This is a genomic window from Microbacterium sp. E-13 (genome assembly GCF_049912955.1).
Classification (GTDB): Bacteria; Actinomycetota; Actinomycetes; order Actinomycetales; family Microbacteriaceae; genus Microbacterium.
Genome location: NZ_CP183973.1, coordinates 2,850,382 through 2,873,944, shown reverse-complemented (window position 1 = coordinate 2,873,944; position 23,563 = coordinate 2,850,382). Strand labels below are relative to the sequence as shown.

26 protein-coding genes are annotated in these 23,563 nt (G+C 70.4%); 17 read left to right on the top strand and 9 right to left on the bottom strand.

The features are described from left to right. The first annotated feature begins 170 nt into the window (after positions 1–170). The 6 genes from ACN9MP_RS13220 (at position 171) to pucL (ending at position 5,081) form a co-directional block, all read left to right on the top strand. Complete coding sequence (locus ACN9MP_RS13220) at positions 171–1,409, top strand: DUF6986 family protein (protein WP_426326026.1); 1,239 nt, start codon at positions 171–173, stop codon at positions 1,407–1,409. Beyond that, positions 1,406–2,221: a bifunctional allantoicase/(S)-ureidoglycine aminohydrolase gene (locus tag ACN9MP_RS13215; protein ID WP_426320856.1), complete on the top strand. Its 816-nt coding sequence runs from the start codon at positions 1,406–1,408 to the stop codon at positions 2,219–2,221. Before ACN9MP_RS13220 ends, ACN9MP_RS13215 begins: the two co-directional genes overlap by 4 nt. Positions 2,222–2,469: 248 nt before the next feature. Next, the gene (locus ACN9MP_RS13210; protein ID WP_426326024.1) at positions 2,470–3,330 is read left to right on the top strand and encodes an HpcH/HpaI aldolase/citrate lyase family protein; all 861 of its coding nucleotides are present in this window, start codon (positions 2,470–2,472) and stop codon (positions 3,328–3,330) included. A gap of 44 nt (positions 3,331–3,374) precedes the next feature. Beyond that, positions 3,375–3,854, top strand: a complete 480-nt coding sequence (gene bcp / locus ACN9MP_RS13205; protein ID WP_426320854.1) for a thioredoxin-dependent thiol peroxidase — start codon at positions 3,375–3,377, stop codon at positions 3,852–3,854. After that, a complete protein-coding gene (uraH, locus tag ACN9MP_RS13200) occupies positions 3,854–4,180 on the top strand; it encodes a hydroxyisourate hydrolase (RefSeq protein WP_426320852.1) in 327 nt (108 codons plus the stop codon). The genes bcp and uraH overlap by 1 nt, the downstream gene beginning before the upstream one ends. 1 nt (position 4,181) lies before the next feature. After that, entirely contained in the window at positions 4,182–5,081 is a 900-nt protein-coding gene (gene pucL / locus ACN9MP_RS13195) for a factor-independent urate hydroxylase (protein WP_426320850.1), read from the top strand. A gap of 24 nt (positions 5,082–5,105) precedes the next feature. On the opposite strand, the gene ACN9MP_RS13190 is transcribed toward pucL, so the two are convergent. Both ACN9MP_RS13190 and msrB read right to left on the bottom strand, forming a co-directional pair. After that, positions 5,106–5,642 carry a nitroreductase family protein gene (locus ACN9MP_RS13190; protein WP_426320848.1) on the bottom strand — a complete coding sequence of 179 codons (537 nt, stop codon included), beginning with the start codon at positions 5,640–5,642 and terminating at the stop codon, positions 5,106–5,108. Then, positions 5,642–6,058: a peptide-methionine (R)-S-oxide reductase MsrB gene (msrB, locus tag ACN9MP_RS13185; RefSeq protein WP_426320846.1), complete on the bottom strand. Its 417-nt coding sequence runs from the start codon at positions 6,056–6,058 to the stop codon at positions 5,642–5,644. Before msrB ends, ACN9MP_RS13190 begins: the two co-directional genes overlap by 1 nt. A 106-nt stretch (positions 6,059–6,164) precedes the next feature. On the opposite strand from msrB, the gene ACN9MP_RS13180 reads away from it, so the two are divergent. From ACN9MP_RS13180 to groL, 5 genes are all read left to right on the top strand, one after another. Further along, positions 6,165–7,184 (top strand): DUF2332 domain-containing protein, encoded by a 1,020-nt coding sequence (locus ACN9MP_RS13180; protein WP_426320844.1) that lies wholly within the window; start codon positions 6,165–6,167, stop codon positions 7,182–7,184. Positions 7,185–7,193: 9 nt separating this feature from the next. Next, positions 7,194–7,442, top strand: a complete 249-nt coding sequence (locus ACN9MP_RS13175; RefSeq protein WP_426320842.1) for a DUF3263 domain-containing protein — start codon at positions 7,194–7,196, stop codon at positions 7,440–7,442. A 64-nt stretch (positions 7,443–7,506) separates the two neighbouring features. Beyond that, positions 7,507–8,076, top strand: coding sequence for a LytR C-terminal domain-containing protein (locus ACN9MP_RS13170; protein WP_426320840.1), 570 nt, complete (start codon positions 7,507–7,509; stop codon positions 8,074–8,076). A 130-nt stretch (positions 8,077–8,206) separates the two neighbouring features. Further along, on the top strand, positions 8,207–8,407 hold the full coding sequence (locus tag ACN9MP_RS13165; RefSeq protein WP_426320838.1) for a cold-shock protein: 201 nt from the start codon (positions 8,207–8,209) through the stop codon (positions 8,405–8,407). A 187-nt stretch (positions 8,408–8,594) separates the two neighbouring features. Then, a complete protein-coding gene (groL, locus tag ACN9MP_RS13160) occupies positions 8,595–10,214 on the top strand; it encodes a chaperonin GroEL (RefSeq protein ID WP_426320836.1) in 1,620 nt (539 codons plus the stop codon). A gap of 214 nt (positions 10,215–10,428) precedes the next feature. On the opposite strand, the gene ACN9MP_RS13155 is transcribed toward groL, so the two are convergent. From ACN9MP_RS13155 to ACN9MP_RS13145, 3 genes are all read right to left on the bottom strand, one after another. Then, the gene (locus ACN9MP_RS13155) at positions 10,429–10,716 is read right to left on the bottom strand and encodes a WXG100 family type VII secretion target (RefSeq protein ID WP_426320834.1); all 288 of its coding nucleotides are present in this window, start codon (positions 10,714–10,716) and stop codon (positions 10,429–10,431) included. Positions 10,717–10,855: 139 nt separating this feature from the next. Next, positions 10,856–12,538, bottom strand: coding sequence for an ATP-binding protein (locus tag ACN9MP_RS13150; protein WP_426320832.1), 1,683 nt, complete (start codon positions 12,536–12,538; stop codon positions 10,856–10,858). 96 nt (positions 12,539–12,634) lie between these two features. Further along, on the bottom strand, positions 12,635–13,327 hold the full coding sequence (locus tag ACN9MP_RS13145) for a response regulator transcription factor (protein WP_308869889.1): 693 nt from the start codon (positions 13,325–13,327) through the stop codon (positions 12,635–12,637). A 281-nt stretch (positions 13,328–13,608) separates the two neighbouring features. On the opposite strand from ACN9MP_RS13145, the gene ACN9MP_RS13140 reads away from it, so the two are divergent. Further along, entirely contained in the window at positions 13,609–14,829 is a 1,221-nt protein-coding gene (locus ACN9MP_RS13140) for an NAD(P)/FAD-dependent oxidoreductase (RefSeq protein WP_426320830.1), read from the top strand. A gap of 103 nt (positions 14,830–14,932) precedes the next feature. Then, on the top strand, positions 14,933–15,406 hold the full coding sequence (locus ACN9MP_RS13135; RefSeq protein WP_426320828.1) for an SRPBCC family protein: 474 nt from the start codon (positions 14,933–14,935) through the stop codon (positions 15,404–15,406). Positions 15,407–15,435: 29 nt separating this feature from the next. Here the strand turns inward: ACN9MP_RS13135 and ACN9MP_RS13130 are convergent, their stop codons facing one another. Next, positions 15,436–15,984 carry a TetR/AcrR family transcriptional regulator gene (locus ACN9MP_RS13130; RefSeq protein ID WP_426320827.1) on the bottom strand — a complete coding sequence of 183 codons (549 nt, stop codon included), beginning with the start codon at positions 15,982–15,984 and terminating at the stop codon, positions 15,436–15,438. 214 nt (positions 15,985–16,198) lie between these two features. Here ACN9MP_RS13130 and ACN9MP_RS13125 point away from each other — a divergent pair, with 214 nt between their 5' ends. Further along, positions 16,199–18,070, top strand: a complete 1,872-nt coding sequence (locus ACN9MP_RS13125) for a bifunctional metallophosphatase/5'-nucleotidase (RefSeq protein ID WP_426320825.1) — start codon at positions 16,199–16,201, stop codon at positions 18,068–18,070. A 51-nt stretch (positions 18,071–18,121) separates the two neighbouring features. Here the strand turns inward: ACN9MP_RS13125 and ACN9MP_RS13120 are convergent, their stop codons facing one another. Next, positions 18,122–19,780, bottom strand: coding sequence for a DNA repair helicase XPB (locus tag ACN9MP_RS13120; protein ID WP_426320824.1), 1,659 nt, complete (start codon positions 19,778–19,780; stop codon positions 18,122–18,124). Between the two features lie 104 nt (positions 19,781–19,884). On the opposite strand from ACN9MP_RS13120, the gene ACN9MP_RS13115 reads away from it, so the two are divergent. Further along, positions 19,885–20,220, top strand: a complete 336-nt coding sequence (locus tag ACN9MP_RS13115; RefSeq protein WP_426320822.1) for a DivIVA domain-containing protein — start codon at positions 19,885–19,887, stop codon at positions 20,218–20,220. 31 nt (positions 20,221–20,251) lie between these two features. Here ACN9MP_RS13115 and ACN9MP_RS13110 read toward each other — a convergent pair whose 3' ends face one another. After that, on the bottom strand, positions 20,252–21,967 hold the full coding sequence (locus ACN9MP_RS13110; protein WP_426320820.1) for a helicase-associated domain-containing protein: 1,716 nt from the start codon (positions 21,965–21,967) through the stop codon (positions 20,252–20,254). A 5-nt stretch (positions 21,968–21,972) separates the two neighbouring features. After that, entirely contained in the window at positions 21,973–22,236 is a 264-nt protein-coding gene (locus tag ACN9MP_RS13105; RefSeq protein WP_426320818.1) for a multidrug ABC transporter ATPase, read from the bottom strand. A 149-nt stretch (positions 22,237–22,385) separates the two neighbouring features. Between ACN9MP_RS13105 and ACN9MP_RS13100 the strand changes: the two genes are divergently transcribed. Beyond that, positions 22,386–22,769 (top strand): cold-shock protein, encoded by a 384-nt coding sequence (locus ACN9MP_RS13100; RefSeq protein ID WP_426320816.1) that lies wholly within the window; start codon positions 22,386–22,388, stop codon positions 22,767–22,769. Next, a complete protein-coding gene (locus ACN9MP_RS13095) occupies positions 22,753–23,508 on the top strand; it encodes a DUF3027 domain-containing protein (RefSeq protein WP_426320814.1) in 756 nt (251 codons plus the stop codon). The genes ACN9MP_RS13100 and ACN9MP_RS13095 overlap by 17 nt, the downstream gene beginning before the upstream one ends. Positions 23,509–23,563: the final 55 nt, after the last annotated feature.

The following is a 23,563-nucleotide window of genomic DNA, read 5'->3' as shown; positions in this document are numbered from 1 at the left end:
CACGGCTCGCGAGATCGAGGCCGCCTCTCACGACCGTCCGGTGGCAAGCTGAGACCGTGCCGACAGCGTCACCGCCGAGCAGTGCCGACCGTTCCCGCGCCGACGACGGCGCACGGGCCGACCGGCGCCCGGCCGCCGGACCCGCGCTCGGGCCGTCGGCGCTCGCCGAGGTGGAGCGGCTCCTCGCACCGACCGACCGGCTCCTCGCGGAGCGCTACCCCGGCGACGACGGCAGCCGGCAGCCGGTTCACACCGTCTACGTGCCGGGCGACCGCTATACGCCGGCCCTCCCGGACGAATGGGGTGCGGCCGCTCTGGCCGCCGTCTCGGCGCAGGGAGGGATGCCGGCGGTCGTGCGCCTGCTCGGCGCGCCCGACGATCTGGTCGCCGACGTCGCCGCCCGCGCGGAGGCGAAGCTGCGGGCCGAGCCGATCGAGGACCTGCGCCTGGACTTCGAAGACGGCTATGGAGACCGCGGCGACGTCACCGAGGACGCCGACGTGCGCCGGTCTGCCGAGCACATCCTCGCCGCCGTCGAGCGGGGGAGCGCGCCCGCACACATCGGCATCCGATTCAAGAGCCTGGAGGTGCCGACGAGGGGACGCGGCATCCGTTCGCTCGATCTCTTCCTGGCGACGCTGCTCGAGGGCGGTGAGCTGCCGCCCGGGCTCCGGCTCACGCTGCCCAAGGTGACGACCGCCGGGCAGGTGGAGGCGATGGCGCGGCTGTGCGAGCGGTTCGAGCAGCACTACGGTCTGCCGGAGGGGAGGCTGCGTTTCGAGGTGCAGGTCGAGACTCCGCAGCTCGTGCTCGGCCCTGACGGCACGTCGCCGTTGCCCGCGGCGATCCACGCCGGACGCGGGCGGGTGAGCGGGCTGCACTACGGAACCTACGACTACAGTGCGTCGCTCGGGATCGCCGCCGCGTACCAGTCGATGGAGCATCCCGCCGCCGACCACGCCAAGAGCGTCATGCAGGTCGCCGCGGCGCAGACCGGCGTGCGGGTGTCGGACGGCTCGACGAACCTCCTGCCCGTCGGCGACGCGGAGGCCGTGCGCGCGTCGTGGCGGCAGAGCGCCCGGCTCACGCGCCGCTCTCTCGAGCGCGGGTTCTACCAGGGGTGGGACCTGCATCCGGCGCAGCTGGTGCCGCGATTCGTGGCCAACATCCTGTTCTACCGCGAGGGCTTCGTGCCGGCGGCGACCCGCCTGCGCGACGACGCAGAGGGGGCCGGCGGCGTGGTGCTGGACGAGCCCGCCACGGTGCGGGCGCTCGCGGCCTTCGTCGTCCGCGCAGCCGCGTGCGGCGCCGTGTCGGCGGACGAGGTCACGGATGCCGCGGGCGCCGACCTCGCCACGCTCATGGCCCGCGCGCATCCCCGGCTCGCTACAGACGAGGAGACCCCATGAGCTATCACACGCCGCGCGGCGGACTCCCGCCGCAGACCGCGCTGGTCACCGACCGCGCCGTCGTGAAGCTCGCGTACACGTTCATCCCGAAGGGCGTGCTGCGCGACATCGTGACGAGCAGGCTCCCCGGGTTCACGCGGACGCGCGCGTGGATCCTCGCGCGCCCGACGCCCAGCTCCGCAACGACGTTCTCGCAGCTCATCCTCGAGGTCGCCCCCGGGGGCGGTGCGGTGAGGCCCGAGATGGAGGTCGGGGTGGAGGGCGTCGTCTTCGTGACGGCGGGCGCCCTCGCGCTGACGCTGGACGGCGAGCGTCATGTGCTCGAGCCCGGGGGCTATGCGTTCCTCGCGCCCGGGGCGGAATGGGCGCTGGCGAACGATGGCGATGAGCCCACGAGCTTCCATTGGATCCGCAAGGCGTACGAGCCGGCCGAGGGCGTGGGGGCGCCGGCGTCGTTCGTGACCCGCGACCAGGACGTCGAGCCTCGTGCGGTGCCCGATCCCGACGGCGCGTGGGCCACGAGCCGGTTCGTCGACCCCGACGACCTGTCGCACGACATGCACGTCAACATCGTGACGTTCCAGCCGGGCGGATCGATCCCGTTCGCCGAGACCCACGTCATGGAGCACGGTCTGTACGTGCTGCAGGGCAAGGCGGTCTACCGTCTCAACGACGACTGGGTCGAGTGCGAGGCGGGGGACTACCTGCTGCTGCGCGCCTTCTGCCCGCAGGCCTGCTACGCGGGCGGACCCGAGCCCTTCCGCTACCTGCTGTACAAGGACGTCAACCGTCAGATCCGCCTGACGCCGTGAGCGGCCGGATGCCGGGGCCTGCGGCATCCCCCTCGAGAAGGTGATGGAATGGATGTCGGCGCGACCGGCCGCCCGTGCGGGATCGTGCCGACCTCACCGCCCCGCGCGGACGCCCGCTGCGCCGCGGCGACGCCGGAGTGCCGGGATGCGCGGCCGCAGCGCCGCAAGAGAAGAATCGTTCGGAGAGAAATCAGATGTCGGCAGATCCCTATGGCAGCGGCGCGGAAGTCCTCGATCCCGAGGACGACCTGCGATCCCTGATCACGACCCGCCCCGTGCGCCACCGACCCGTGGACCCGTCGATCGCGCGCTCGTGGCTGCTGGTGCCGGGAACCCGCTCCGAGTCGTTCGACGACATGGCCGCCTCCCGCGCCGACGCGGTGGTGCTCGACATCGAGGATGCCGTCGACCCGAGCAACAAGCCGCAGGCGCGGCAGGACGTCGCCGATTGGCTCCGCGCGGGCGGTCGCGCGTGGGTGCGCGTGAACGACGCGGCGAGTCCTTTCTGGTCCGACGATCTGGCGGCGCTCGCGGGCATCCCGTCCCTCCTGGGCATCATGCTCGCGAAGACCGAGTCGGCGGACCAGGTGACCAGCTCGTTCGATCGCCTCGGGGGCAGCGTGCCCGTCGTGGCGCTCATCGAGTCGGCGCTCGGCATGGAGGACGCGGCTCACATCGCCCGCGCTCGGGGTGCGTTCCGCCTCGCCTTCGGAAGCGGCGACTTCCGTCGCGACACCGGGATGAGCGCGGATGCCGAGGCCATGGCCTACCCGCGGGCGCGGCTGGTCGTCGCGAGCCGTGTCGGGGATCTGCCGGGGCCGATCGACGGGCCGACCGTCGGCAACAGCATGCCGACGCTCCGCGAGCACTCCGCGATCACCGTCTCGATGGGCATGACGGGCAAGCTGTGCCTGGCAGCCGAGCAGGCGCCGGTGATCAACGAGGTGATCAGCCCGACGCCCAGCGAGGTGGAATGGGCGATGGACTTCCTCGCCGACTTCGAACGCCGCGGCCGCGTGGTGCGCGACGGCAGCGACTTGCCCCGCCTGGGCCGTGCGCAGAAGATCGAGAAGCTGGCGATCGCGTTCGGGGTGCACCCGACGTCGTGAGCGGCACCGCCGGAGACCCCGAAACCACCGAAGGGACGCATGACATGGCAGACGAGACCCGCCTCGACGAGGGCGACGCGAACCCGGGCTTCGCGCTCCCCGACTCCACCGGAGCGATCGTGCGACCGGAGGACTTCGCGGGCAGCCGGCTGGTCGTCTACTTCTACCCCGCAGCATTCACGCCGGGGTGCACGACCGAGGCCTGCGACTTCCGCGACAACCTCGCGTCGCTCCAGGCCGCCGGTGTCGCCGTGGTCGGCATCTCGCCCGACACGGTCGAGCGCCTCGCCGAGTGGCGGGAGGCCGAGCAGCTGCCGTTCCCGCTGCTGTCGGACGAGGATCACGCCGTCGCCGAGGCATGGGGCGCGTGGGGAACGAAGGTCGTGGGCGGCGAGGAGCGCGTCGGTCTCATCCGCTCGACGTTCGTGCTCGGTCCGGACGGCACCGTGGAGTCGGCCGAGTACCGCGTAGACCCGAACGGCCACGTCGGGCGGCTGCGTGCGCAGCTCGCTGCCGTCCGCTGATGAGCCAGATCTCGACGCACGTCCTGGATGCCGCGCTCGGCGGTCCTGCCCGCGGCGTCGCCGTCACGCTCAGCCAGGCGGACGGGCTCGAGCTCGCGACGGGCGTCACGGACGACGCCGGCCGCGTCGCAGACCTGGGCCCGGAGCGGCTCGACCCCGGCACGTACCGGATCACGTTCGCGACCGGCGCGTACTTCGCCGCGACGAACCGCGACACCTTCTACCCCCGGGTGTCGATCGAGGTCGCCGTCGCCGGCCCCGGCGAGCACTACCATGTGCCGCTGCTGCTGAGTCCGTTCTCGTACTCGACGTACCGGGGCAACTGACGTGTCGGGCGACGGCATCGTGCTCGGCCCCAACCAGTACGGCAAGGCCGAGGTGCGCCTGGTGCGGATCGACCGCGACACGCCGCGGCACGAGATCACCGACCTCAGCATCACGTCGCAGCTGCGCGGCGACTTCGCGGCCGCGCACCTGGACGGCGACAACGCGAACATCATCGCCACGGACACCCAGAAGAACACCGTCTACGCCTTCGCACGCGACGGCGTGGGTGCGCCCGAAGACTTCCTGCTGCGGCTCGGACGACATTTCACGGGGGAGTGCGCCGGGGTGACGGGCGGTCGATGGGAGGCGGAGCAGTACACCTGGAACCGCATCCTGGTCGACGGCGAGCCGCACGACCACGCGTTCGTCCGCGGGGGAACGGAGACCCGCACCGCCGTCGTCGTGTTCGACGGCGGCGAGCAGGCCGTGATCTCAGGGCTCCGAGACCTCGCGGTGCTGAAGTCGACGGACTCGGAGTTCCGCGGATTCGCGCGTGACAGGTACACCACCCTCGCAGAGACGGATGACCGGATCCTGGCGACGTCCGTCACCGCGAGGTGGCGCTACAACAGCACCGAGGTCGACTTCGACGCGGCTTTCGCCGACGTGCGCGGGCTGCTGCTCGAGTCCTTCGCCGAGACTCGCTCGCTCGCCCTTCAGCAGACGCTGTTCGCGATGGGCCGTCGTGTGCTCCAGGCGCGCGCCGAGATCGATGAGATCCGGTTCTCGATGCCGAACCTGCACCACTTCGCGGTGGATCTCACCCCGTTCGGCCTCGACAATCCCCACGTCGTCTTCTTCGCGGCCGACCGCCCGTACGGACTCATCGAGGCCGCCGTTCAGCGCGAGGGCGCGGAGCAGTCGCACCCGGCCTGGAACGGCATCGCCGGCTTCTGCTGACCGCCGGCGTGCCGGCGCCGCAGCTCAGGGCATGCGGCTGAGTACCTTGCGCGCGTCGATGCCCTTTCGTCGTTCCGGCCGGGTGCGCTCCGGCTTGCCGCCGACGTACAGCCAGCCGAGGAGCTCCTCGTTCTTCTTCAGGCCATGGGCCTTCGCCACGGCCTTCGCGCGGGTGTAGTGCCCGGTACGCCAGATGACGCCCCAGCCGGCCTCGTCGAGGAGAAGGCTCAGCATGTGGGCGACGCCGGATGCGACCGCCTCCTGCTCCCACCGCGGAACCTTGTGGCTCTTGTGGTAGCTGGCCACGACCGCCACGAGCAGAGGTGCGCGCAGCGGCTTCGGCGAGATGCCCTTCTCGCCGTCCGCCTTGTTGATCGCCCGGCCCAGCCGCTCCCTGTCGTCGCCGCGCAGTTCGATGAGCCGCCACGGCTGCAGCGACGAGTGGTCGGCGACGCGGCCGGCGGCTGCGACGAGCTCCACCAGCTCCTCGTGGGTCGGCGACGCCTCGGTCACCTTCGACCACGACCGGCGCGAGAGCGCGGCGTCGAGGGCTCCCGGCATCAGTGGTCGCCCGGGTCGACACCCGGCGTGAACTGCAGCGAGATCGAGTTCATGCAGTACCGATCGCCGGTCGGCGTGCCGAAGCCGTCGGGGAACACGTGCCCCAGGTGCGAGCCGCAGTTCGCGCAGCGTACCTCCGTGCGCACCATGCCATGGCTGGTGTCCTCGATGAGCTCGACCGCCTCGGGGCGGATGGACTCGTAGAAGCTCGGCCAGCCGCAGTGCGAGTCGAACTTCGTGCCGCTCTGGAAGAGCTCGGCGCCGCACGCGGCGCAGGTGTAGAGGCCGGCGCGCTGCTCGTCGAGCAGCTCGCCCGTCCAGGGGCGCTCGGTGCCGGCTTGGCGCAGCACCGCATACTGCTCGGGGCTCAGGGCGGCGCGCCACTGGGCGTCGCTCTTGTCGACGGCGTAGGTCATGCTTCCTCCTCGGCCCGGTCTGCGGGCACCTTCCATTCAACCTCAGCGGGCGGTGCGGTGGGGCGGCGCCGGCGTGGGGGAACCGGCGTGGGGAAGGATGAGGAACGTGGACGACCAGGGCGCAGACGAGACGGCCGCCGTCGTAGAGCGCTACACGCGGTTCGCGCGCGATGAGGCACCCGGCCGCTCCGCGCTCTACGCCGACTGGGCGGCAGGGGTCGCCGCAGACCCGATGGTGGCCGGCATCCTCGCGCGGATCCCCGCCACCCGGCGTCAGCCGCCGCTGGTCTTCGCCATCACCCGCATGCTCGGCGCGCCCGAGGAGCCGTTCGCCACCTGGGCCGCCTGGGTGCGTGTCCATGCCGACACCGTGGTGGGCGAGGCATCCCGCCGTCGTCTGCAGACCAATGAGCCTCAGCGCTGCGCGGCGCTCCTCCCTGCGCTCGCCGCGATCGACGGACCGATCGCGCTGCTCGAGCTCGGCGCGAGCGGGGGACTGTGCCTGTTCCCCGACCGCTATTCGTACCGCTACACGTCGCGTAGCGGCGTCATCGCCCTCGACCCTGCCGCCGGTGCCTCGCCCGTGGTGCTGACGTGCGACGTCACCGGCGACCCGCCTCTGCGTCTGCCGGAGATCGTCTGGCGTGCGGGGATCGACCTCGACCCGCTCGACGCCGCGGACGCGGGTGACCGCCGCTTCCTCACGAGCCTCGTGTGGCCGGGCGAGCGCGGGCGGAGCGAGCGCATCGCCGCCGCCCTCGACATCGTGGCCGCGCATCCGCCGCTCCTCATCCGCGGCGACGCCTCCGACCCGGCCGTGCTGCGCTCGGCGGCCGCGCTCGCGCCGCCTCACGCGACGCTCGTCGTGACGACACCGGGCGTGCTTCCGCACATCCCCCGCGCCGGTCGCCGGCGGCTCGTCGAGACCGTGCGCGCCCTCGACGCCGTGTGGGTCACGATCGACCCGCCCGCCCTTCACGGGTGGTGGGCTCCCGCCCTCGAGCCCGACGCGTGGGGCGGCTTCGTGCTCGCGCGCGACGGCGAGGCGCTCGCCGCGGTCGATCCGCTCGGCTCGTTCGTGGAGTGGCGCGCGTGGCGCACGGAGGGGACGGATGCCGCGGTCTAGCGTGGACGCGTGCCTCTGACCGACCGCGATCGCGCCATCCTCGACTTCGAGGCCGAGTGGCGCCGGCACGCGGGCGCCAAGGAGGAGGCCATCCGCGCCGGCCTGGGCCTCTCACCGGCGCGGTACTACCAGCTCCTCGGGCGGCTCATCGACACCGCCGACGCGCAGGCGCACGACCCGATGCTGGTGAAGCGGCTGCGCCGCCTCCGCGATGCGCGCGTTCACGAGCGCGCCGCCCGCGCTGCCGACGCGCGCTGACGCAGCTCGCGCGCCCCCGGCTGTCGTACACGGGACGGCCCGCCTTGGTGGGTAACATCGACGGGTGCCGACCACCGACTTCGCCCGGGATCGCTTCGACGATGTGCCTGAGACGGACCGCGTCGGCGCTCACCGGGCGGAGAACCCGCGCATGCGCGGCTGGGTGGTGCTGCTGTGGGCGGCCCTGGCGACCGTGGTCCTCATCGTCATCGGCATCTTCGGCACGCTGCTGGCCTCGGGCCGGATCGAGTTGGCGCCCGCCCCCAGCCCGACCGCCGCGCCCGCCCCGGCCGTGACGCCGGTCGTGGATCCGTCCTACGACGTCATCATCCTGAACGCGACGCCCGAGCAGGGGCTGGCGACGCAGCTGAAGGACGTGGTGGTCGCGGCGGGCTGGAGCGACGACAAGGTCACCGCCGGTGAAGCGGGCTCGCAGGACTTCGCGACGACCACCGTGTTCTACGTCGCGGCAGCCGACGAGGGCGCCGCGGCGGGTCTCGCCGACGTCATCGGCGGCGCCGCGATCGAGCAGAGCGACGCGTACGCTCCGACCTCCGAGGACACGTCCCAGCTCACCGTCGTGATCGGCCTGGACCGCACGGCGGCGGGGCAGACGCCGGCGCCCACGCCCTGAGCCGAGCGGCCCGTGTTTCACGCGGGTAAATACTTGTGTGCCTCCGTGTCAACAAGTGACGAATCCCGCTGAGCACGCATTCGCGCCTGCATACGATGAAGCCCTGCACCGCCGGCTACAGGAGATTCGCATGACCCAGGGCACCGTGAAGTGGTTCAACGCCGAGAAGGGATTCGGCTTCATCACCGTCACCGACGGCCAGGACGTCTTCGTCCATTACTCGAACATCGACATGTCGGGCTTCCGCGTCCTCGAGGAGGGTCAGACCGTCGAGTTCACGGTCGGGTCCGGTCAGAAGGGTCCACAGGCCGAGTCGGTTCGCGTGGTCTGAGCAGGGAACCGGCGTCCGACGCCGAAGCGATAGGAGACGGGATGCCGCGCGGCATCCCGTCTCCTCGCATTTCGGCATCCGTCACCGCGGCTTGCACTCGATAGGGTCGAGTGCCAGAATGAATTAGCACTCGTGTTTGTTGAGTGCTAATACCCAGAAGCCAACGTTCCGGAGGGACGACACACACATGGCAAAGATCATCGCTTTCGACGAGGAGGCCCGTCGTGGCCTCGAGCGCGGCCTCAACATCCTGGCCGACGCCGTCAAGGTGACGCTCGGCCCGCGCGGTCGCAACGTCGTGCTCGAGAAGAAGTGGGGAGCCCCCACGATCACGAACGACGGTGTCTCCATCGCCAAGGAGATCGAGCTGGACGACCCGTACGAGAAGATCGGCGCGGAGCTCGTCAAGGAGGTCGCCAAGAAGACCGACGACGTCGCCGGTGACGGCACCACCACCGCCACGGTTCTCGCTCAGGCGCTCGTGCGCGAGGGCCTGCGCAACGTCGCGGCTGGTGCCGACCCCATCTCGCTCAAGAAGGGCATCGAGAAGGCTGTCGCGGCCATCACCGCCGAGCTGCTCGAGTCGGCCAAGGAGGTCGAGTCCAAGGACCAGATCGCCGCGACCGCGTCGATCTCGGCCGCTGACCCCGAGATCGGCCAGCTGATCGCCGAGGCCATCGACAAGGTGGGCAAGGAGGGCGTCGTCACCGTCGAGGAGTCGCAGACCTTCGGCACCGAGCTCGAGCTCACCGAGGGCATGCGCTTCGACAAGGGCTACATCAACCCCTACTTCGTCACCGACCCGGAGCGTCAGGAGGCGGTCTTCGAAGACCCGTACATCCTCATCGCGAACCAGAAGATCTCGAACATCAAGGACCTTCTGCCCGTCGTCGACAAGGTGATCCAGGACGGCAAGGAGCTCGTCATCATCGCCGAGGACGTCGAGGGTGAGGCTCTCGCGACCCTCGTGCTCAACAAGATCCGCGGCATCTTCAAGTCGGTCGCCGTCAAGGCTCCCGGCTTCGGCGACCGCCGCAAGGCGCAGCTGCAGGACATCGCGATCCTCACGGGCGGCCAGGTCATCACCGAGGAGGTCGGTCTCAAGCTCGAGAACGCCACCCTCGACCTGCTCGGCCGTGCGCGCAAGGTCATCGTCACCAAGGACGAGACCACGATCGTCGAGGGTGCCGGCGAGGCGGGCCAGATCGAGGGTCGCGTGACCCAGATCCGTCGCGAGATCGACAACACCGACAGCGACTACGACCGCGAGAAGCTGCAGGAGCGCCTCGCCAAGCTCGCGGGCGGCGTCGCCGTCATCAAGGCGGGCGCGGCCACCGAGGTCGAGCTCAAGGAGCGCAAGCACCGCATCGAGGACGCCGTGCGCAACGCGAAGGCTGCCGTCGAGGAGGGCATCGTCGCCGGTGGTGGCGTCGCGCTCATCCAGTCGGGCCGCAAGGCTCTCGACGCGCTCGAGCTCTCGGGTGACGAGGCGACCGGTGCGAACATCGTGCGCGTCGCGATCGAGGCTCCGCTGAAGCAGATCGCCCTCAACGCCGGTCTCGAGCCGGGCGTCGTGGCCAACAAGGTCTCGGAGCTCCCGCTGGGCCACGGCCTCAACGCCGCCACGGGCGAGTACGGCGACCTGTTCCAGCAGGGCATCATCGACCCCGCCAAGGTGACCCGTTCGGCGCTGCAGAACGCGGCGTCGATCGCCGGCCTCTTCCTCACGACCGAGGCCGTCGTCGCCGACAAGCCCGAGAAGGCCGCGGCTCCGGCCGGCGACCCGACGGGTGGCATGGACTTCTGACGCGAGACGGCTCAATGCGAGCGCCAGCGAGCGTTGAGCCGGTTCGGGTCAATACGGTCGAGCGCCGGATCGAGTAGGTCGCGAAGCGACCGTATCGAGATCTAGCGAGGAACGAGCGTATCGAGACCCCGCTACCAAAACCTTGACGCCTAGCGCGTCGACAGAACGGCCCCTCCTCGCGGAGGGGCCGTTCTGCGTTCCGCCAGGGGGGTGGTCAGCGGAACAGGCTCGTCGTCGCCAGCTCGGTGTCGGCGTACTGTCGGCCCGCAGCGGCGAGCGAGGCGTTGATCGCCGCGAGCGACTCCTCGACCTGCCGCTGTGTGCCGCGCCACTGCTCGACGACGCCGGCGAAGGCGGCGGACGCCGAGCCGGTCCACGACGACTGCAGCTGCGTGAGCTGTGCGAGCATCGCGTCGGACTCGGCCTGCAGCCGGTCGATCGTGCCGCGCACGGTGGCGGTCGAAGTGAGGATGCTGTCGCTGTCGACGGTGAAGACGGCCATTTCGGGCTCCTGATCGATGTGCGGTGGCCGGGTGCCGATCCGCGGTGACCGCAACGCTATGGCGCCGACCCGCACCGTGAGGCGGCATCCGTCCTCTTCTGTGGATAGTGCGGCCGAAGGGGCGACTGGGGAGGAGCCGTCACTCCGAGGCGTCGGCCAGCCGGGGAATCGGCTGGGTGGGGATGGTGAGGTGCTCGGCCGCGTCGCGGGCGTCGGCGAGCGGGAACCCGACCCGGAAGGTCGCCCCACCGCCCGGCGTGTCGACGACGCCGACGGATCCGTGCAGCGCCTCGACGATGGAGGCCACGATCGAAAGGCCCAGCCCCGAGCCGCCCGTCTCGCGGGTGCGAGAGGTGTCGGCTCGCCAGAAGCGCTGGAAGATCTTCTCCTTGATCTGGTCGGGCACGCCCTCGCCGTGGTCTATCACCTCGATCCAGCCCATCCGGGCGCGGGCGTCGACGCCCACGCGCAACTCGATCGGCGAATCCTCGGAGGTGAACCGCCGAGCATTGCCGAGGAGGTTCGTCACGACCTGGCGGATGCGGTTCTCGTCGCCCATCACGATCGGCGGCAGGCCGTCGGCGGAGGCGAGCGCCTCGTCGTCGGGCAGGAGCGGTGGCAGCGGCGCACCGGCCGCATCGGTGGCCGGCAGGGGCTTGGGCCGTCGCCGCAGCAGTGACAGGGTGGCACCGGCCCGCGAGATCGCGGACGGGCCCCCGCTGCGGCGCTTGGCCTCGGGCGAGACCACGGCCTCCTCGTCGTCCAGGGGCAGTGACGGTTCCTCGAACGTCGTGTCGATCACGGTGACCGGGCGCATGGGCGACGCCGCGCGCACGTCGAGCGCGGCGTCGCGGGCGACCGGCCGGAGATCCACCGGCCCGATGACGACGTCGCGGCGCTCATCGAGGCGTGCCAGCGCGAGCAGATCCTCGACCAGCAGGCCCATGCGGATGGCCTCCTTCTCGATGCGCTCCATCGACTGCGCGACGTCCTCGTCGCCGCGGACGGCGCCCATGCGATACAGCTCGGCATAGCCGCGCACCGTGACGAGGGGGGTGCGCAGCTCGTGGCTCGCGTCGCCGATGAAGCGGCGCATCTGGCGCACGGTGGCGTCGCGCTGCGAGATGGCCGCATCGACGCGGTCGAGCATGGCGTTGATCGCAGTCTTGAGGCGACCGACCTCCGTCGTGGTCGGCTCGATGTCGGTCATGCGGAGGCTGAAATCCCCGGCGGCGATGGCGTCGGCGGTCGACTCGACCTGGCCCAGGCTGCTGAACGTGAGGGTGACGAGGTAGCGCGTCGCGACCGCCCCGCCGACGAGGATGAGGATCGCGAGGATGCTGTAGATGCCGATGTACGAGGCGATGGTGCGGTTGACCGTCGCCAGCGGCACCGCGACCATCTGCGTGTAGAGCACGCCCGTGTTCCCCAGCTCCTGCACGGTGACGGTCGCACGGAACTCCGTGTCGCCGTCCTCGGAGGGGAGCGTGGCGATGCCGAGCTCCTGCGACTGCGCCACGTCCAGCGGGAACGTCGGGGGAAAGGCGGGCGCCGGCCCGCCGCGTCCGCCCGCCGTCTGGAGCAGGCGCCCCTCGGTCGGCTCGTAGACCGCGACGAAGTAGTCCGTCGGAGGGGCGTTCGTGATGGGCTCGGCCTCCAGCGTGCCCTCGTTGGCGCTGAGGTCGAGCAGGGGGCTCGCAGCATCCGTCCTGGCGAGGGAATCGACCTGCGTGTCGACGCCGTCGATGAGCGAGTTGCGCAGGAACGCCGCCGTGCCCACGCCGGCGGCGAGCAGCCCCACCGCGAGGAGCACGACGGTCACCCCGGTGACCTTCGCGCGCAGGCTCGTGCCGCGCCACCACCGGGTGACCGCGTCGGGCTTCTGCGCCAGGTCGACCCCCTCGCTCGGTGCCGCGCGCTACGCGGTCTTGCCGGCCTTCAGCATGTAGCCGAAGCCGCGCTTGGTCTGGATGAGCGGCTCGCTCGAGTGCGGGTCGATCTTGCGGCGCAGGTACGAGATGTAGCTCTCGACGATGCCCGCGTCGCCGTTGAAGTCGTATTCCCACACGTGGTCGAGGATCTGCGCCTTCGACAGCACGCGGTTGGGATTCAGCATGAGGTAGCGCAGCAGCTTGAACTCCGTCGGGCTGAGATCGATGGATGCCTCGCCGACCTGTACGTCGTGCGTGTCCTGGTCCATCGTGATCTCGCCCGCGCGGATCACGGACTCCTCGTCGGCCTGCATGGTGCGGCGCAGGATCGCCTGGATGCGCGCGACGATCTCGTCCAGGCTGAACGGCTTGGTGACGTAGTCGTCTCCTCCGGCGTTGAGGCCGGTGATCTTGTCTTCGGTCTCGTCCTTCGCGGTCAGGAAGAGGATCGGCGCGGTGTAGCCGGCGCCGCGGAGGCGCTTGGTCACGCTGAACCCGTTCATGTCGGGCAGCATGACGTCGAGGATGATGAGGTCCGGCTCCTCTTCGAGGACGGCCGAGATGGTCTGAGCGCCGTTCGAGACGGCCCGTACCTGGAATCCCGCGAATCGCAGGCTTGTGATCAGCAGGTCGCGAATGTTCGGTTCGTCGTCCACGACGAGGATGCGCGGTGCGGTCATGCCCTCATTATGTCGGCGGAACCGTTGCCGCGTCTGGATATCGGCGACGCGGCCCCCGATTCGTCAGAGGTCGCTGCCGCGGATCTCGACGCAGCAGCGCCCCTGTGCCGGCGCGAGGATCGGCGTGCGCTCGTCGGCCGTCGCCGTCGCCAGTCCCCGCACCAGCTCGAGATTCGCCCCGCAGATGAGGGTGGTGACAAAAGAAGTCGCCAGTTCTAACGTCGGGCCCAGGAGCACTCACGAGCTGCCAAGGAGCCAGCAGGGCGACGAGAGGAGTCGTCATGGGCCACATGCTGATCATCGGGGGAGGCCTCGCCGGCGGCACCGCCGCGCAGGCGCTGCGCGACGAGGGGTTCGAGGGTGACATCACCGTCGTCGCCGAAGAGCCGCATCCGCCGTACCAGCGGCCTCCGCTGTCGAAGGGCTATCTGGGAGGCAGCGACGGGCTGGATGCGGTCATCCTCCACCCCGCCGAATGGTATGCCGAGAACGACATCGGCCTTCGCACGGGCGTGTCCGCCACCGCGTTCGATCCCGGCGCCCACGCCGTCGAGCTCGCGGACGGCGAGCGCCTCGACTACGACGCGGTCCTGCTGGCGACGGGCGCGAGCCCGCGCATGATCCCGCTCCCCGGGCACGAGCTGCCCGGCGTGGTCACGCTGCGCCGGCTCGACGACGCCGACAGGCTCGCCGCCGAGCTCCGCGAGGGCGGCAAGCGGCTCGTCGTCATCGGTGCCGGGTGGATCGGCATGGAGGTCGCCGCCACTGCGCGGGGGTTGGGCAACGAGGTGGCGATCCTCGAGCGCGACGCAGTGCCGCTCGCGATGGCGCTCGGCCCGCAGATGGGCGAAGTGTTCCGCGCTCTCCATGTCGAGCACGGCGTCGATCTCCGGACGTCGGTCGGCGTGGATCGGATCGTCGGAGACGGCCGCGCGGAAGGCGTCGTCGTCGACGGCGAGACGCTGCCAGCCGATCTCGTGCTCATCGGCGTCGGCGCGGCGCCCAACACGGCGCTCGCCGAGGCAGCCGGTCTCGAGCTGCTCAACGGCGTCCTCACCGACGCGTCGCTGCGCACGAGCGCCCCCGACGTGTACGCGGCGGGCGACGTCGCCAACGCGTTCCACCCGGTGCTGCAGCGCCACGTCCGCAGCGAGCACTGGGCCAACGCTCTCAATGCCGGCAAGGTCGTCGCGCGGTCGATGCTCGGGAAGCCTGCATCCTTCGACGACATCCCGTACTTCTACACCGACCAGTACGACCTCGGGATGGAGCTCTCCGGCTACGCGCCGCTGATGGCGGACGCCGAGATCGTGGTCCGCGGTGACCTGGACGCCCGCGAGTTCATCGCCTTCTGGACCGACGGCGGCCGCGTCGTCGCGGGGATGAACGTCAACGTCTGGAAGGTGAACAAGAAGGTTCAGGCGCTCATCCGCTCCGGGGCGCGGGTCGACCCCGCGCGCCTGGGGAATTCCGACGTGCCGCTGGAGAGCCTGCTGCCATGACGCCTGGGCGATCTCGGGACTACTACGTCCCTAGTAATTAGCACTATAGACGTAGTACAATGCGAGCAATTCATCACCAGGCTCGCCAGGAGGGAGCACCATCATGAGCCTCACTGAATCCCGCCAAGGTCTTCGCCTTCGGGCGCGGCGTGAACTGCGCGCGACGCAGGACGCGGTGTTCGACGCGCTCGTGAACCCCGACAAGCAGAGGCTGTGGCTCTCGCCGCCGGGCGCGGGGGACGCGGTCGAGACGACCGTCGATCTTCGCGTCGGTGGTGCGTGGGAATCCCGGTTCCGTCCCGACCACCTGACCCAGGTGCACGACGTGCAGACGTACGTCGTGATCGATCGACCGCATCGCCTCGTCACCGACCTGGTCTCCGAGTCCGTGGTGAATGATCAGCCGATGCCGACCCTGCACTCACGCATCGACATCACGCTCGACGCGACCGTGTGGGGGACGCTCATGACGGTCGAACAGACAGGCTTCCCGAGTGCCCAGATGCGCGACTTCTTCGAGACCGTGGTGTGGCCCGGCGGGTTCGACCGCATCGAGTCGTTCCTCACAGGTCGCTGATAGCGCCTCGCGTCATCCGGGGGCTGGGCTCAGTCAAGGGCTGCGCGAACAGCCCGCTCGACGACCGGCCGTATCTCGGCATGCGGGTCCACCGTCACGCGGTGCAGGACGAGCCCGTCGCCGGCTGCCATCAACGCTCGGGCGGCCTCCTCGGGCGAGCGTGCGCCGATGCGGGCGAGCAGGGCGACGGTCCACTCCACGAACACGCGGCGCTGCACCAGGAGGGGAGCCAGCAGGTCGGCGTCGCCGGCGCCCTCCAGGAAGAGCGCGTAGCGCGCCCGCGTGCGGGGTGCGAGCGGTCCTGTCTGCACCGCGATCATCGCGGTCAGTGCCTCGATGAGCTGCTCCGGAGTGTCGACCGGGCCCATCTCCGCCGTGGAGAACTCGGCGCGCTCGCTCTCGGCGAGATAGGCGACGACTCCGGCGACCAGTGCGTCGCGCGTGCGGAACCAGTTGGACGTCGACCCTTTCGGCAGTTCCGCCCGCTCGTCGACGCGCGCATGGGTCAGTGCCCGGATGCCCTGCTCGCCGACGAGCTGCAGCGCGGCGGCTAGTGCGCGGTCACGAGTGGATGCCATGCACCGACCATAAGCGGATGCTGTCTACTACAGAAGTAGTGACACGCTTTCGATGGCGCGCTCTCCCCGTGAGTGCGCGCGGGTTACGGCTGGATGAGGATCAGGGCCGTCCCCTGTCGCGTGTCGACGCCGTGTATTAGGTTTCTGCCTGATCGCGCCCACGAGGACGCGTGCATGCGGGCGGGCGACACGGCCTGCCGGAACGGGAGTGCACATGCGCAAGACATCGGTCGCACGGCTGGCTGGCGGGGCGGTGGTGGCCGTCACCGCGGTGGCGCTCGCCCTCGCCGGGCCTGGGGCTGCGACGGCAGCGCCGAAGGGTCCCAACAACGGCGGCAACACGCCCAACGGGCCGACGATGGACATCCAGCTGCTGTCGTTCAACGACTTCCACGGCAATCTCCAGCCTCCATCGGGTTCGAGCGGCCGGCTGGTGCTCGATCACGCGTGGGATGCGGCCGAGGGTGCGCCCGCCGATGTGACCACCGACACGCTCACACCGCCCGGAGTCGGCGGCGTCGAGTACCTCGCGACTCACCTGGCGCAGGCCCGAGAGGGTCACCCCAACTCCCTCACCGTCGCAGCCGGCGATCTCATCGGAGCTTCGCCCCTGCTGTCCGGCGCCTTCCACGACGAACCGTCGATCGAGGCCCTCAACGCGCTGAAGCTCGACGTGTCGGCCGTGGGCAACCACGAGTTCGACGAGGGCTACCAGGAGCTGCAGCGCATGGCCGACGGCGGCTGCATCGATGACGGCGCGGGTGCGAACAACCAGGACTCGTGCCCCGACGGCTCGTTCGCGGGCGCCGATTTCGACTACCTCGCCGCGAACGTCTTCTACGACGGCACCGATCAGACGATCCTGCCCTCCTACTCGATCGAGAACGTTCGCGGGGCGAAGATCGGGTTCATCGGCATGACGCTGGAGGACACCCCCAACATCGTCACCGCGTCGGGTGTCGCAGGACTCGAGTTCCGTGACGAGGTCGCGACCGCGAACGCCCTCGTGCCGGTGCTCGAGGCGCAGGGCGTCAATGCGATCGTCGTGCTGATCCACCAGGGCGGCTCGCCCGACCAGGAGACGTGGTATCACGACGGGCAGGCGTACAAGGTCAATCCGACCTACGACGTGACGTGCTCCGAGAACGGCCAGCTGAAGGCGAGCAGTCCCATCATCCCCATCGCGCAGCAGCTCGATCCGGCGATCGACGTGATCATCTCGGGCCACACGCACCAGCCGTACGTGTGCAGCATCCCCGACCCGGCAGGCCAGCCGCGCATGGTGACGTCCGCCTCGTCGTTCGGCCGGCTGTACACCGAGACGAACCTGACGTACGACCGTCACACCAAGGACATCGTCCGCTCGTCGGTGGCGAGCGAGAACGTCCTGGTGACGCGGAACGTGCCGAAGGACCCGGCCGAGACCGACCTGATCGCCAAGTACAAGGAGCTCGTGGAGCCGATCGCGAGCAGGGTGATCGGATCGATCGCCACGGACGTGCTGAAGGACGCCCCGAAGGACAGCAGCGGTGAATCGCAGCTCGGCGATCTGATCGCCGATGCGCAGCTGGGGGATCCGAGCGTGATCGGGCCCTACACGGCGCCGGTGATCGCCCTCATGAACCCCGGCGGCATCCGGACCGACCTCGACTATGACCTGTCCCTGTGGGGAGAGGCGGATGGCGAGGTCACGTTCGAGGAGGCGTTCAACGTCCAGCCGTTCAACAACTACCTGGTCTCGCTCGACCTCACCGGCGCGCAGATCAAGCAGCTGCTGAACGAGCAGTGGAGCGGGGTGAACACGCCGGACGCGAAGAAGATCCTCCAGGTGAGCGAGGGCTTCTCCTACACGTATTCCGGTACGACGCTCGGCGAAGTCACGCTCAACGGCGAACCGCTCGTCGACACCACGGTGTACCGCGTCGTGACGAACAACTTCCTCGCGGGCGGCGGAGACGGGTTCGGAACATTCCTCCAGGCGGGGAACGTCTACTACGGCGGACTCGACATCGATGCGTTCGCCGCGTACCTGAGCGCGCACAGCCCGTACACGCCGGGACCGCTCGACCGCATCATCCTGCAGTAACGGCACCAGGCCCCGGCGCTGTTCGCAGCGCCGGGGCGGTGTGCGTCGCGGTCAGGCCGCGAGCGAGTGAGCGTCGAGGATCGTGTACGCGTAACCCTGCTCGGCGAGGAAGCGCTGGCGGTTCTGGGCGAAGTCCTGGTCGACCGTGTCGCGCGCGATGAGCGTGTAGAAGCTGGCCGTGTGGTTGGACTGCTTCGGTCGCAGCAGGCGCCCCAGCCGCTGGGCCTCCTCCTGGCGCGAGCCGAAAGATCCCGACACCTGGATGGCGACGGATGCCTCGGGCAGATCGATCGAGAAGTTCGCGACCTTCGACACCACGAGCACCGAGATCTCGCCGACCCGGAACGCCTGGTACAGCTTCTCGCGCTCGTCGACGGGTGTCTGTCCGGTGATCTTCGGGGCGTTCAGGGCGTCGGCGAGCACGTCGATCTGGTCGAGGTACTGGCCGATGATGAGGATGCGCTCGCCCTCGTGGCGTTCCACGAGCTGGCGTACGACGCCGATCTTCGCCGGGGCGGTCGCCGCAAGGCGATAGCGCTCGTCGTCGGCCGCCGCCGCGTACTCCAGGCGGTCGCCCGCGGGCAGGTCGACGCGCACCTCGTAGCAGACGGCCGGCGAGATGAAGCCCTGGGACTCGATCTCCTTCCACGGGGCGTCGAACCGCTTGGGTCCGATGAGGCTGAACACGTCGCCCTCGCGCCCGTCCTCGCGGACGAGGGTGGCGGTGAGCCCGAGCCGCCGCCGCGCCTGCAGGTCGGCCGTGAGCTTGAAGACGGGCGCCGGGAGCAGGTGCACCTCGTCGTAGACGATGAGGCCCCAGTCCAGGGCGTCCAGCAGTGCCAGGTGCGCGTACTGCCCCTTCCGCTTCGCGGTCAGGATCTGGTACGTCGCGATGGTGACGGGCTTGATCTCCTTGGTCTGGCCCGAGTATTCGCCGATCTCCTCGGCCGTCAGCGACGTGCGCTTGAGCAGTTCGTCGCGCCACTGACGGGCACTGACGGTGTTGGTCACCAGGATGAGCGTGGTGGTCTTCGTCTCGGCCATGGCACCCGCGCCGACGAGGGTCTTGCCCGCGCCGCAAGGCAGCACGACCACGCCCGATCCGCCATCGGTGAAGATGTCGACGGCCTGCCGCTGGTAGGGCCGCAGCTGCCAGCCGTCCTCCGCGAGGTCGATGGGATGCGGCGTTCCGGGCGTGTAGCCGGCGAGATCCTCGGCGGGCCAGCCGATCTTCAGCAGTTCCTGCTTGATGTGGCCCCGCGCCCACGCGTCGATGACGAACGCGTCGGGGGAGGGGTGGCCGATGAGCAGCGGCTGGATCCGCTTGTTCTTCGAGACCTCGGCCAGCACTGCAGCATCCGTCGACCGCAGGATCAGCTCGCCGCCGGTGCCGTCCTCCGCGACCGGGGTGCGCTCGATGACGAGGCGGCCGTAGCGACCCACGGTCTCGGCGATGTCGATCGACACCGACGGGGGCACGGGGAACCGCGACCAGCGGTCGAGGGTGGCCAGCATGTCGTCGGAGTCGTGGCCCGCTGCCCGCGCATTCCACAGTCCCAGCCGCGTGATGCGATAGGTGTGGATGTGTTCAGGAGCGCGTTCCAGCTCGGCGAAGATGGCGAGCTCGTGACGCGCGCTCTCCGCATCCGGATGCGCGACTTCGAGCAGCACGGTGCGGTCGCTCTGGACGATGAGGGGTCCGTCAGCCATAACGAGCCAGTCTACCGGCGGTCGCACGGGGCGTGGCGCGGGGGGCCATCGCTTCGCCCCGTGTCGGACGTCATCGCGATGGGCGCGGCCAGTACCCTCGCGTCATGCACAGTTCTGCCGTTCGCGCCAAGAGCTTCTCGGCGCGCCCCGCCGGGATCGCGGGTCTGTTCGGTGACCGCTTCGTCGCAGGCGAAGTCGACTCGTTCCTCGAGGAGTGCGCGGCGGCGTTGCATGCGCACGAGACGGGTGGGGGGATGCCGCGTCTGCGCGCCGACGACGTCCTGCGAAAGCGCTTCACGCTGACCCGCTCCGGCGACGGCTACGACCCCGACGAGGTGGATGACTACCTCGACGAGCTCACCGTCGTCCTGCGCCGGCACGAGGAGGCCGCCGCCCGCTCGTCGACCAGAGTCGGGGGACCCACGGCTCCGCCCGTCTGAGTCGCGGCACGACGTCGGCTCAGGCTCAGGCTCAGGCTCCGGCGACGCTGACGATGCTCGACACGGGCAGGGTGCGCTCGATATCGGCCGCGCGATCCCGACCCCGCAGGCGCCCGCCGCCCAGGCCGGCGGCCTCGAGGGTGAACGAACGCTCAGAGCCGTCCGGCATCCGCACGACCACGACGATCTCGGCGCGCGCGCGGACCGCCTGCTCGAGCTCGCGCTCGAGCCATCCTTCCTCACCCTGCGTGCCGTGACCGCCGCGCAGCGTGGCGATCAGCCGGGCATAGGTCTCTTCCGGGGTCGCGGGCGCGACCCCCGGCGCCGTGACGGCGCGGCGGTTGATGGATTCCGCGGCGCCCTTCGCATCGAGCGCCACGACGGGATAGCGGGCGTCGGCGAGCGTCCAGTAGACGGCCTCCCGCGTCACGCGCGACGACAGGCCGCCAGCATCCGGAACCAGACCCAGCGGGCGCAGCGCCTGATCGACGGCGATCGCGTCGAGCAGTCCGGCATCCGCGCTCTCCACGCGTGTGCGACCGGTGCTCTCGTCGGCGCGCACCCGCACGAGGCCGTGACGCGCGGCCGTGCTCTCGATGAGGTACTCGAGCGGCTGAGGGATGCCGGTGAGCGACAGCTCCGCGAGGAACCCGCGTATCGACTCCGCGGTCTCGCCCTCCGTCATTCCCGCCCCGACCGACGCTGCGGTGAAGCGGTACGTCGAGGCCTGGGCGCGGGACTCCCGCAGCGCGATCGAGCGCAGGCGCAGATCGAGGGCGGGCGCCAGCGGACCCGGCGCGATCGCGGTGAGGTCGGCCTGCAGGTAGACGCGGTCGATCTCGGCGGGAAGGTACGGAGCCATGGTCGCAGCATCCGCTCGCTCGCCCGCGCGGAGTGCCGCCGTCCACGGGAACTCCCCTCGGGGGTCGCCGAAGAGTCCCCAGCGCGAGCCGATGTGATGCAGTCGCTCCGCCCGCGCCGGCCACTCCAGGTCGAGCGGATACCTGCCGGGCCACGAGGCGGGAGCGAGGAACCCGTTCTCGGGTGTGCGGATGCCGGCGGGCAGAGCTGCACGGAAGCCCTCCGCGATGATCGCCCAGCGCGCGGGCGTCGGGGCCTCGAGCCAGCGCTCACCGGCCTCGGTCACCGTCCACTCCCGTTCCTGGGCCGTGGCGAGCCCCGCCGCTGCGGCAGAGGCGAGCAGCTCCTCGAGGTCGTCGGCGAGCTCGATGGCGCCGGCATCCATCAGCCGGCGACGATCGACCGCGCTGACCGGGCCTGCTCCGGTGCGGGCGAGTGGGGTGTGCAGGCACGCCAGAAGCACGTCAGCAAGGGAGCCGGCCGTCGTGAATGCGCGCTCCGCAGCCGCAGCGGCGGCGCGGAGCTCGGCCGGGGTGGGCTGGGCAGGGGTCGGCAGAGCACGGAAGGCGTCGGGGTTCGCCGCCTCCGCCGCCTGCACCCGCTCCGTCACCGCCGCGTACGGCGCTCCGTCGGCATCGAGGAGGGCGAGCGCAGCGGCTGCGCGGCCCTGCACCCGGACGCCTTCGGCCAGTGAGATGAGGCTGTCGCGATCCAGGCGCGCGAGCGCCCGGTCGATCGAGGTCTGCTCGAGCAGGCCCTCTGCAGCATCGAAGAAGTCGTGCCAGCCGGCCTGCGGCGAGACGCCGCGCGCGGCGAGCGTCCTGGCGAGCGCGGCGTCGCTGAGATCGGCGAGCCGCGTCGCAAGTGCGCGCGCGTCGGAGGCCAACCGGGTCAGCCCCCTCGGTTCGCCCGGGCCCTCCGCACGAAGCTCATGATGAGCACGGTGAGCAGCAGCGCGAACGCGACGATGGGGGCGATGTACACCAGCACGCCGATGAGGGGCCAGATCCCGGTGCTCATATCGGCGCCGGACGCCGATCCGATCATGATCGCGAAGAAGCTCACGATCGAGAGCAGCAGAAGGCCGAGCGACATGAATGCCAGGATGCGGTCGATACGGCGCACGGGGACGTCGCCGGCGGGGTTCGTGCTCATCCGCCCCAGCCTACCCGCTGGCGCCCGCGCCACGGGCTCATGTCGCTCCGGTCCATTAGGCTGGATGGTGGGGTCGGAAGGCCCCGCTTTCGTCATGCACTGTTTCGCCCGCGATCGTTCGCGCGGCGCCCGATCCAGCGAGGTTCTCCATGCCCACCGGCAAGGTCAGGTTCTACGACGAGGAGAAGGGGTTCGGCTTCATCACCTCCGAAGACGGCCAGGACGTCTTCCTGCACGCCACCGCCCTGCCCGCCGGCACGCCCGCGCCCAAGACGGGCACCCGGCTCGAGTTCGGCATCGCCGACGGCAAGCGCGGGCCCCAAGCTCTCTCCGTGCGCGTGCTCGAGGCTCCCGTGAGCCTCGCCAAGCGGGCCCGCAAGCCCGCCGACGACATGGCGATCATCGTCGAAGACCTCGTGAAGCTGCTCGACGGCATCGGCGGCGACCTCCGCCGCGGCCGTTACCCCAGCGGCTCGCACGCGAAGAAGGTCGCCGCGGTGCTGCGCAAGGTGGCCGATGAGCTCGACGCCTGATCCCATCGACCCGGCCGCCGACTTCCTCCTGGATCTCGACGGCGAGTCCGCCGCGCCTGCGGGGGACTCGGCGCAGACCGGCGCCACCGAGGTGGTCGCCGAGGAGCCGGTCGCGAGCGAGGAGGAGCCGGCGGCCGAGCCCGTCGATCCCGACCCGCAGTTGCTGGCTGCGCACGACCTGGCGCTGGCGGCGCTCCGGGAGATCACTCCCGAGGTGACGATCGGCGAGCCCGCCGACTATCGCGTCGAGGCCGGAGGAGTCGTCTCGCTGCGCTTCGCGAACCGCCTCGCGGGCTACCCCGGCTGGTTCTGGACCGTCAGCCTCGCTCGTCTCGAGGACGCAGATCCCACCGTGCTCGAGGTCGAGCTCCTTCCCGGGGAGGGCGCGCTGCTCGCGCCGGACTGGGTGCCGTGGGCCGTTCGCCTCGCGGACTACCATGCCGCGCAGGCGGCGCTCGCCGAGGCGGCCCATGCCGAGGACGAATCCGATGACGATCACGAAGAGCTCGACGACGTCGACGACCTCGATGCCTCGGACTTCGACGAGGACGGCTCGCCGATCCTGCACGCGGGCGACGTGGACGGGGTCGACATCGACGAGCTCGCCGACGCCGACCTCGACGACGAGGACGACGAGGACGACGAGGACGACGAGGACGACGAGGACGACGAGGACGACGAGGACGACGAGGACGACGAGGACGACGAGGGCGACGAGTCCTACCTCCGCGAGATCTGACCCGCGGCACTGAAGAGGGGAGCCCCGGCAGCCGTTGCTGCCGGGGCTCCCCTCT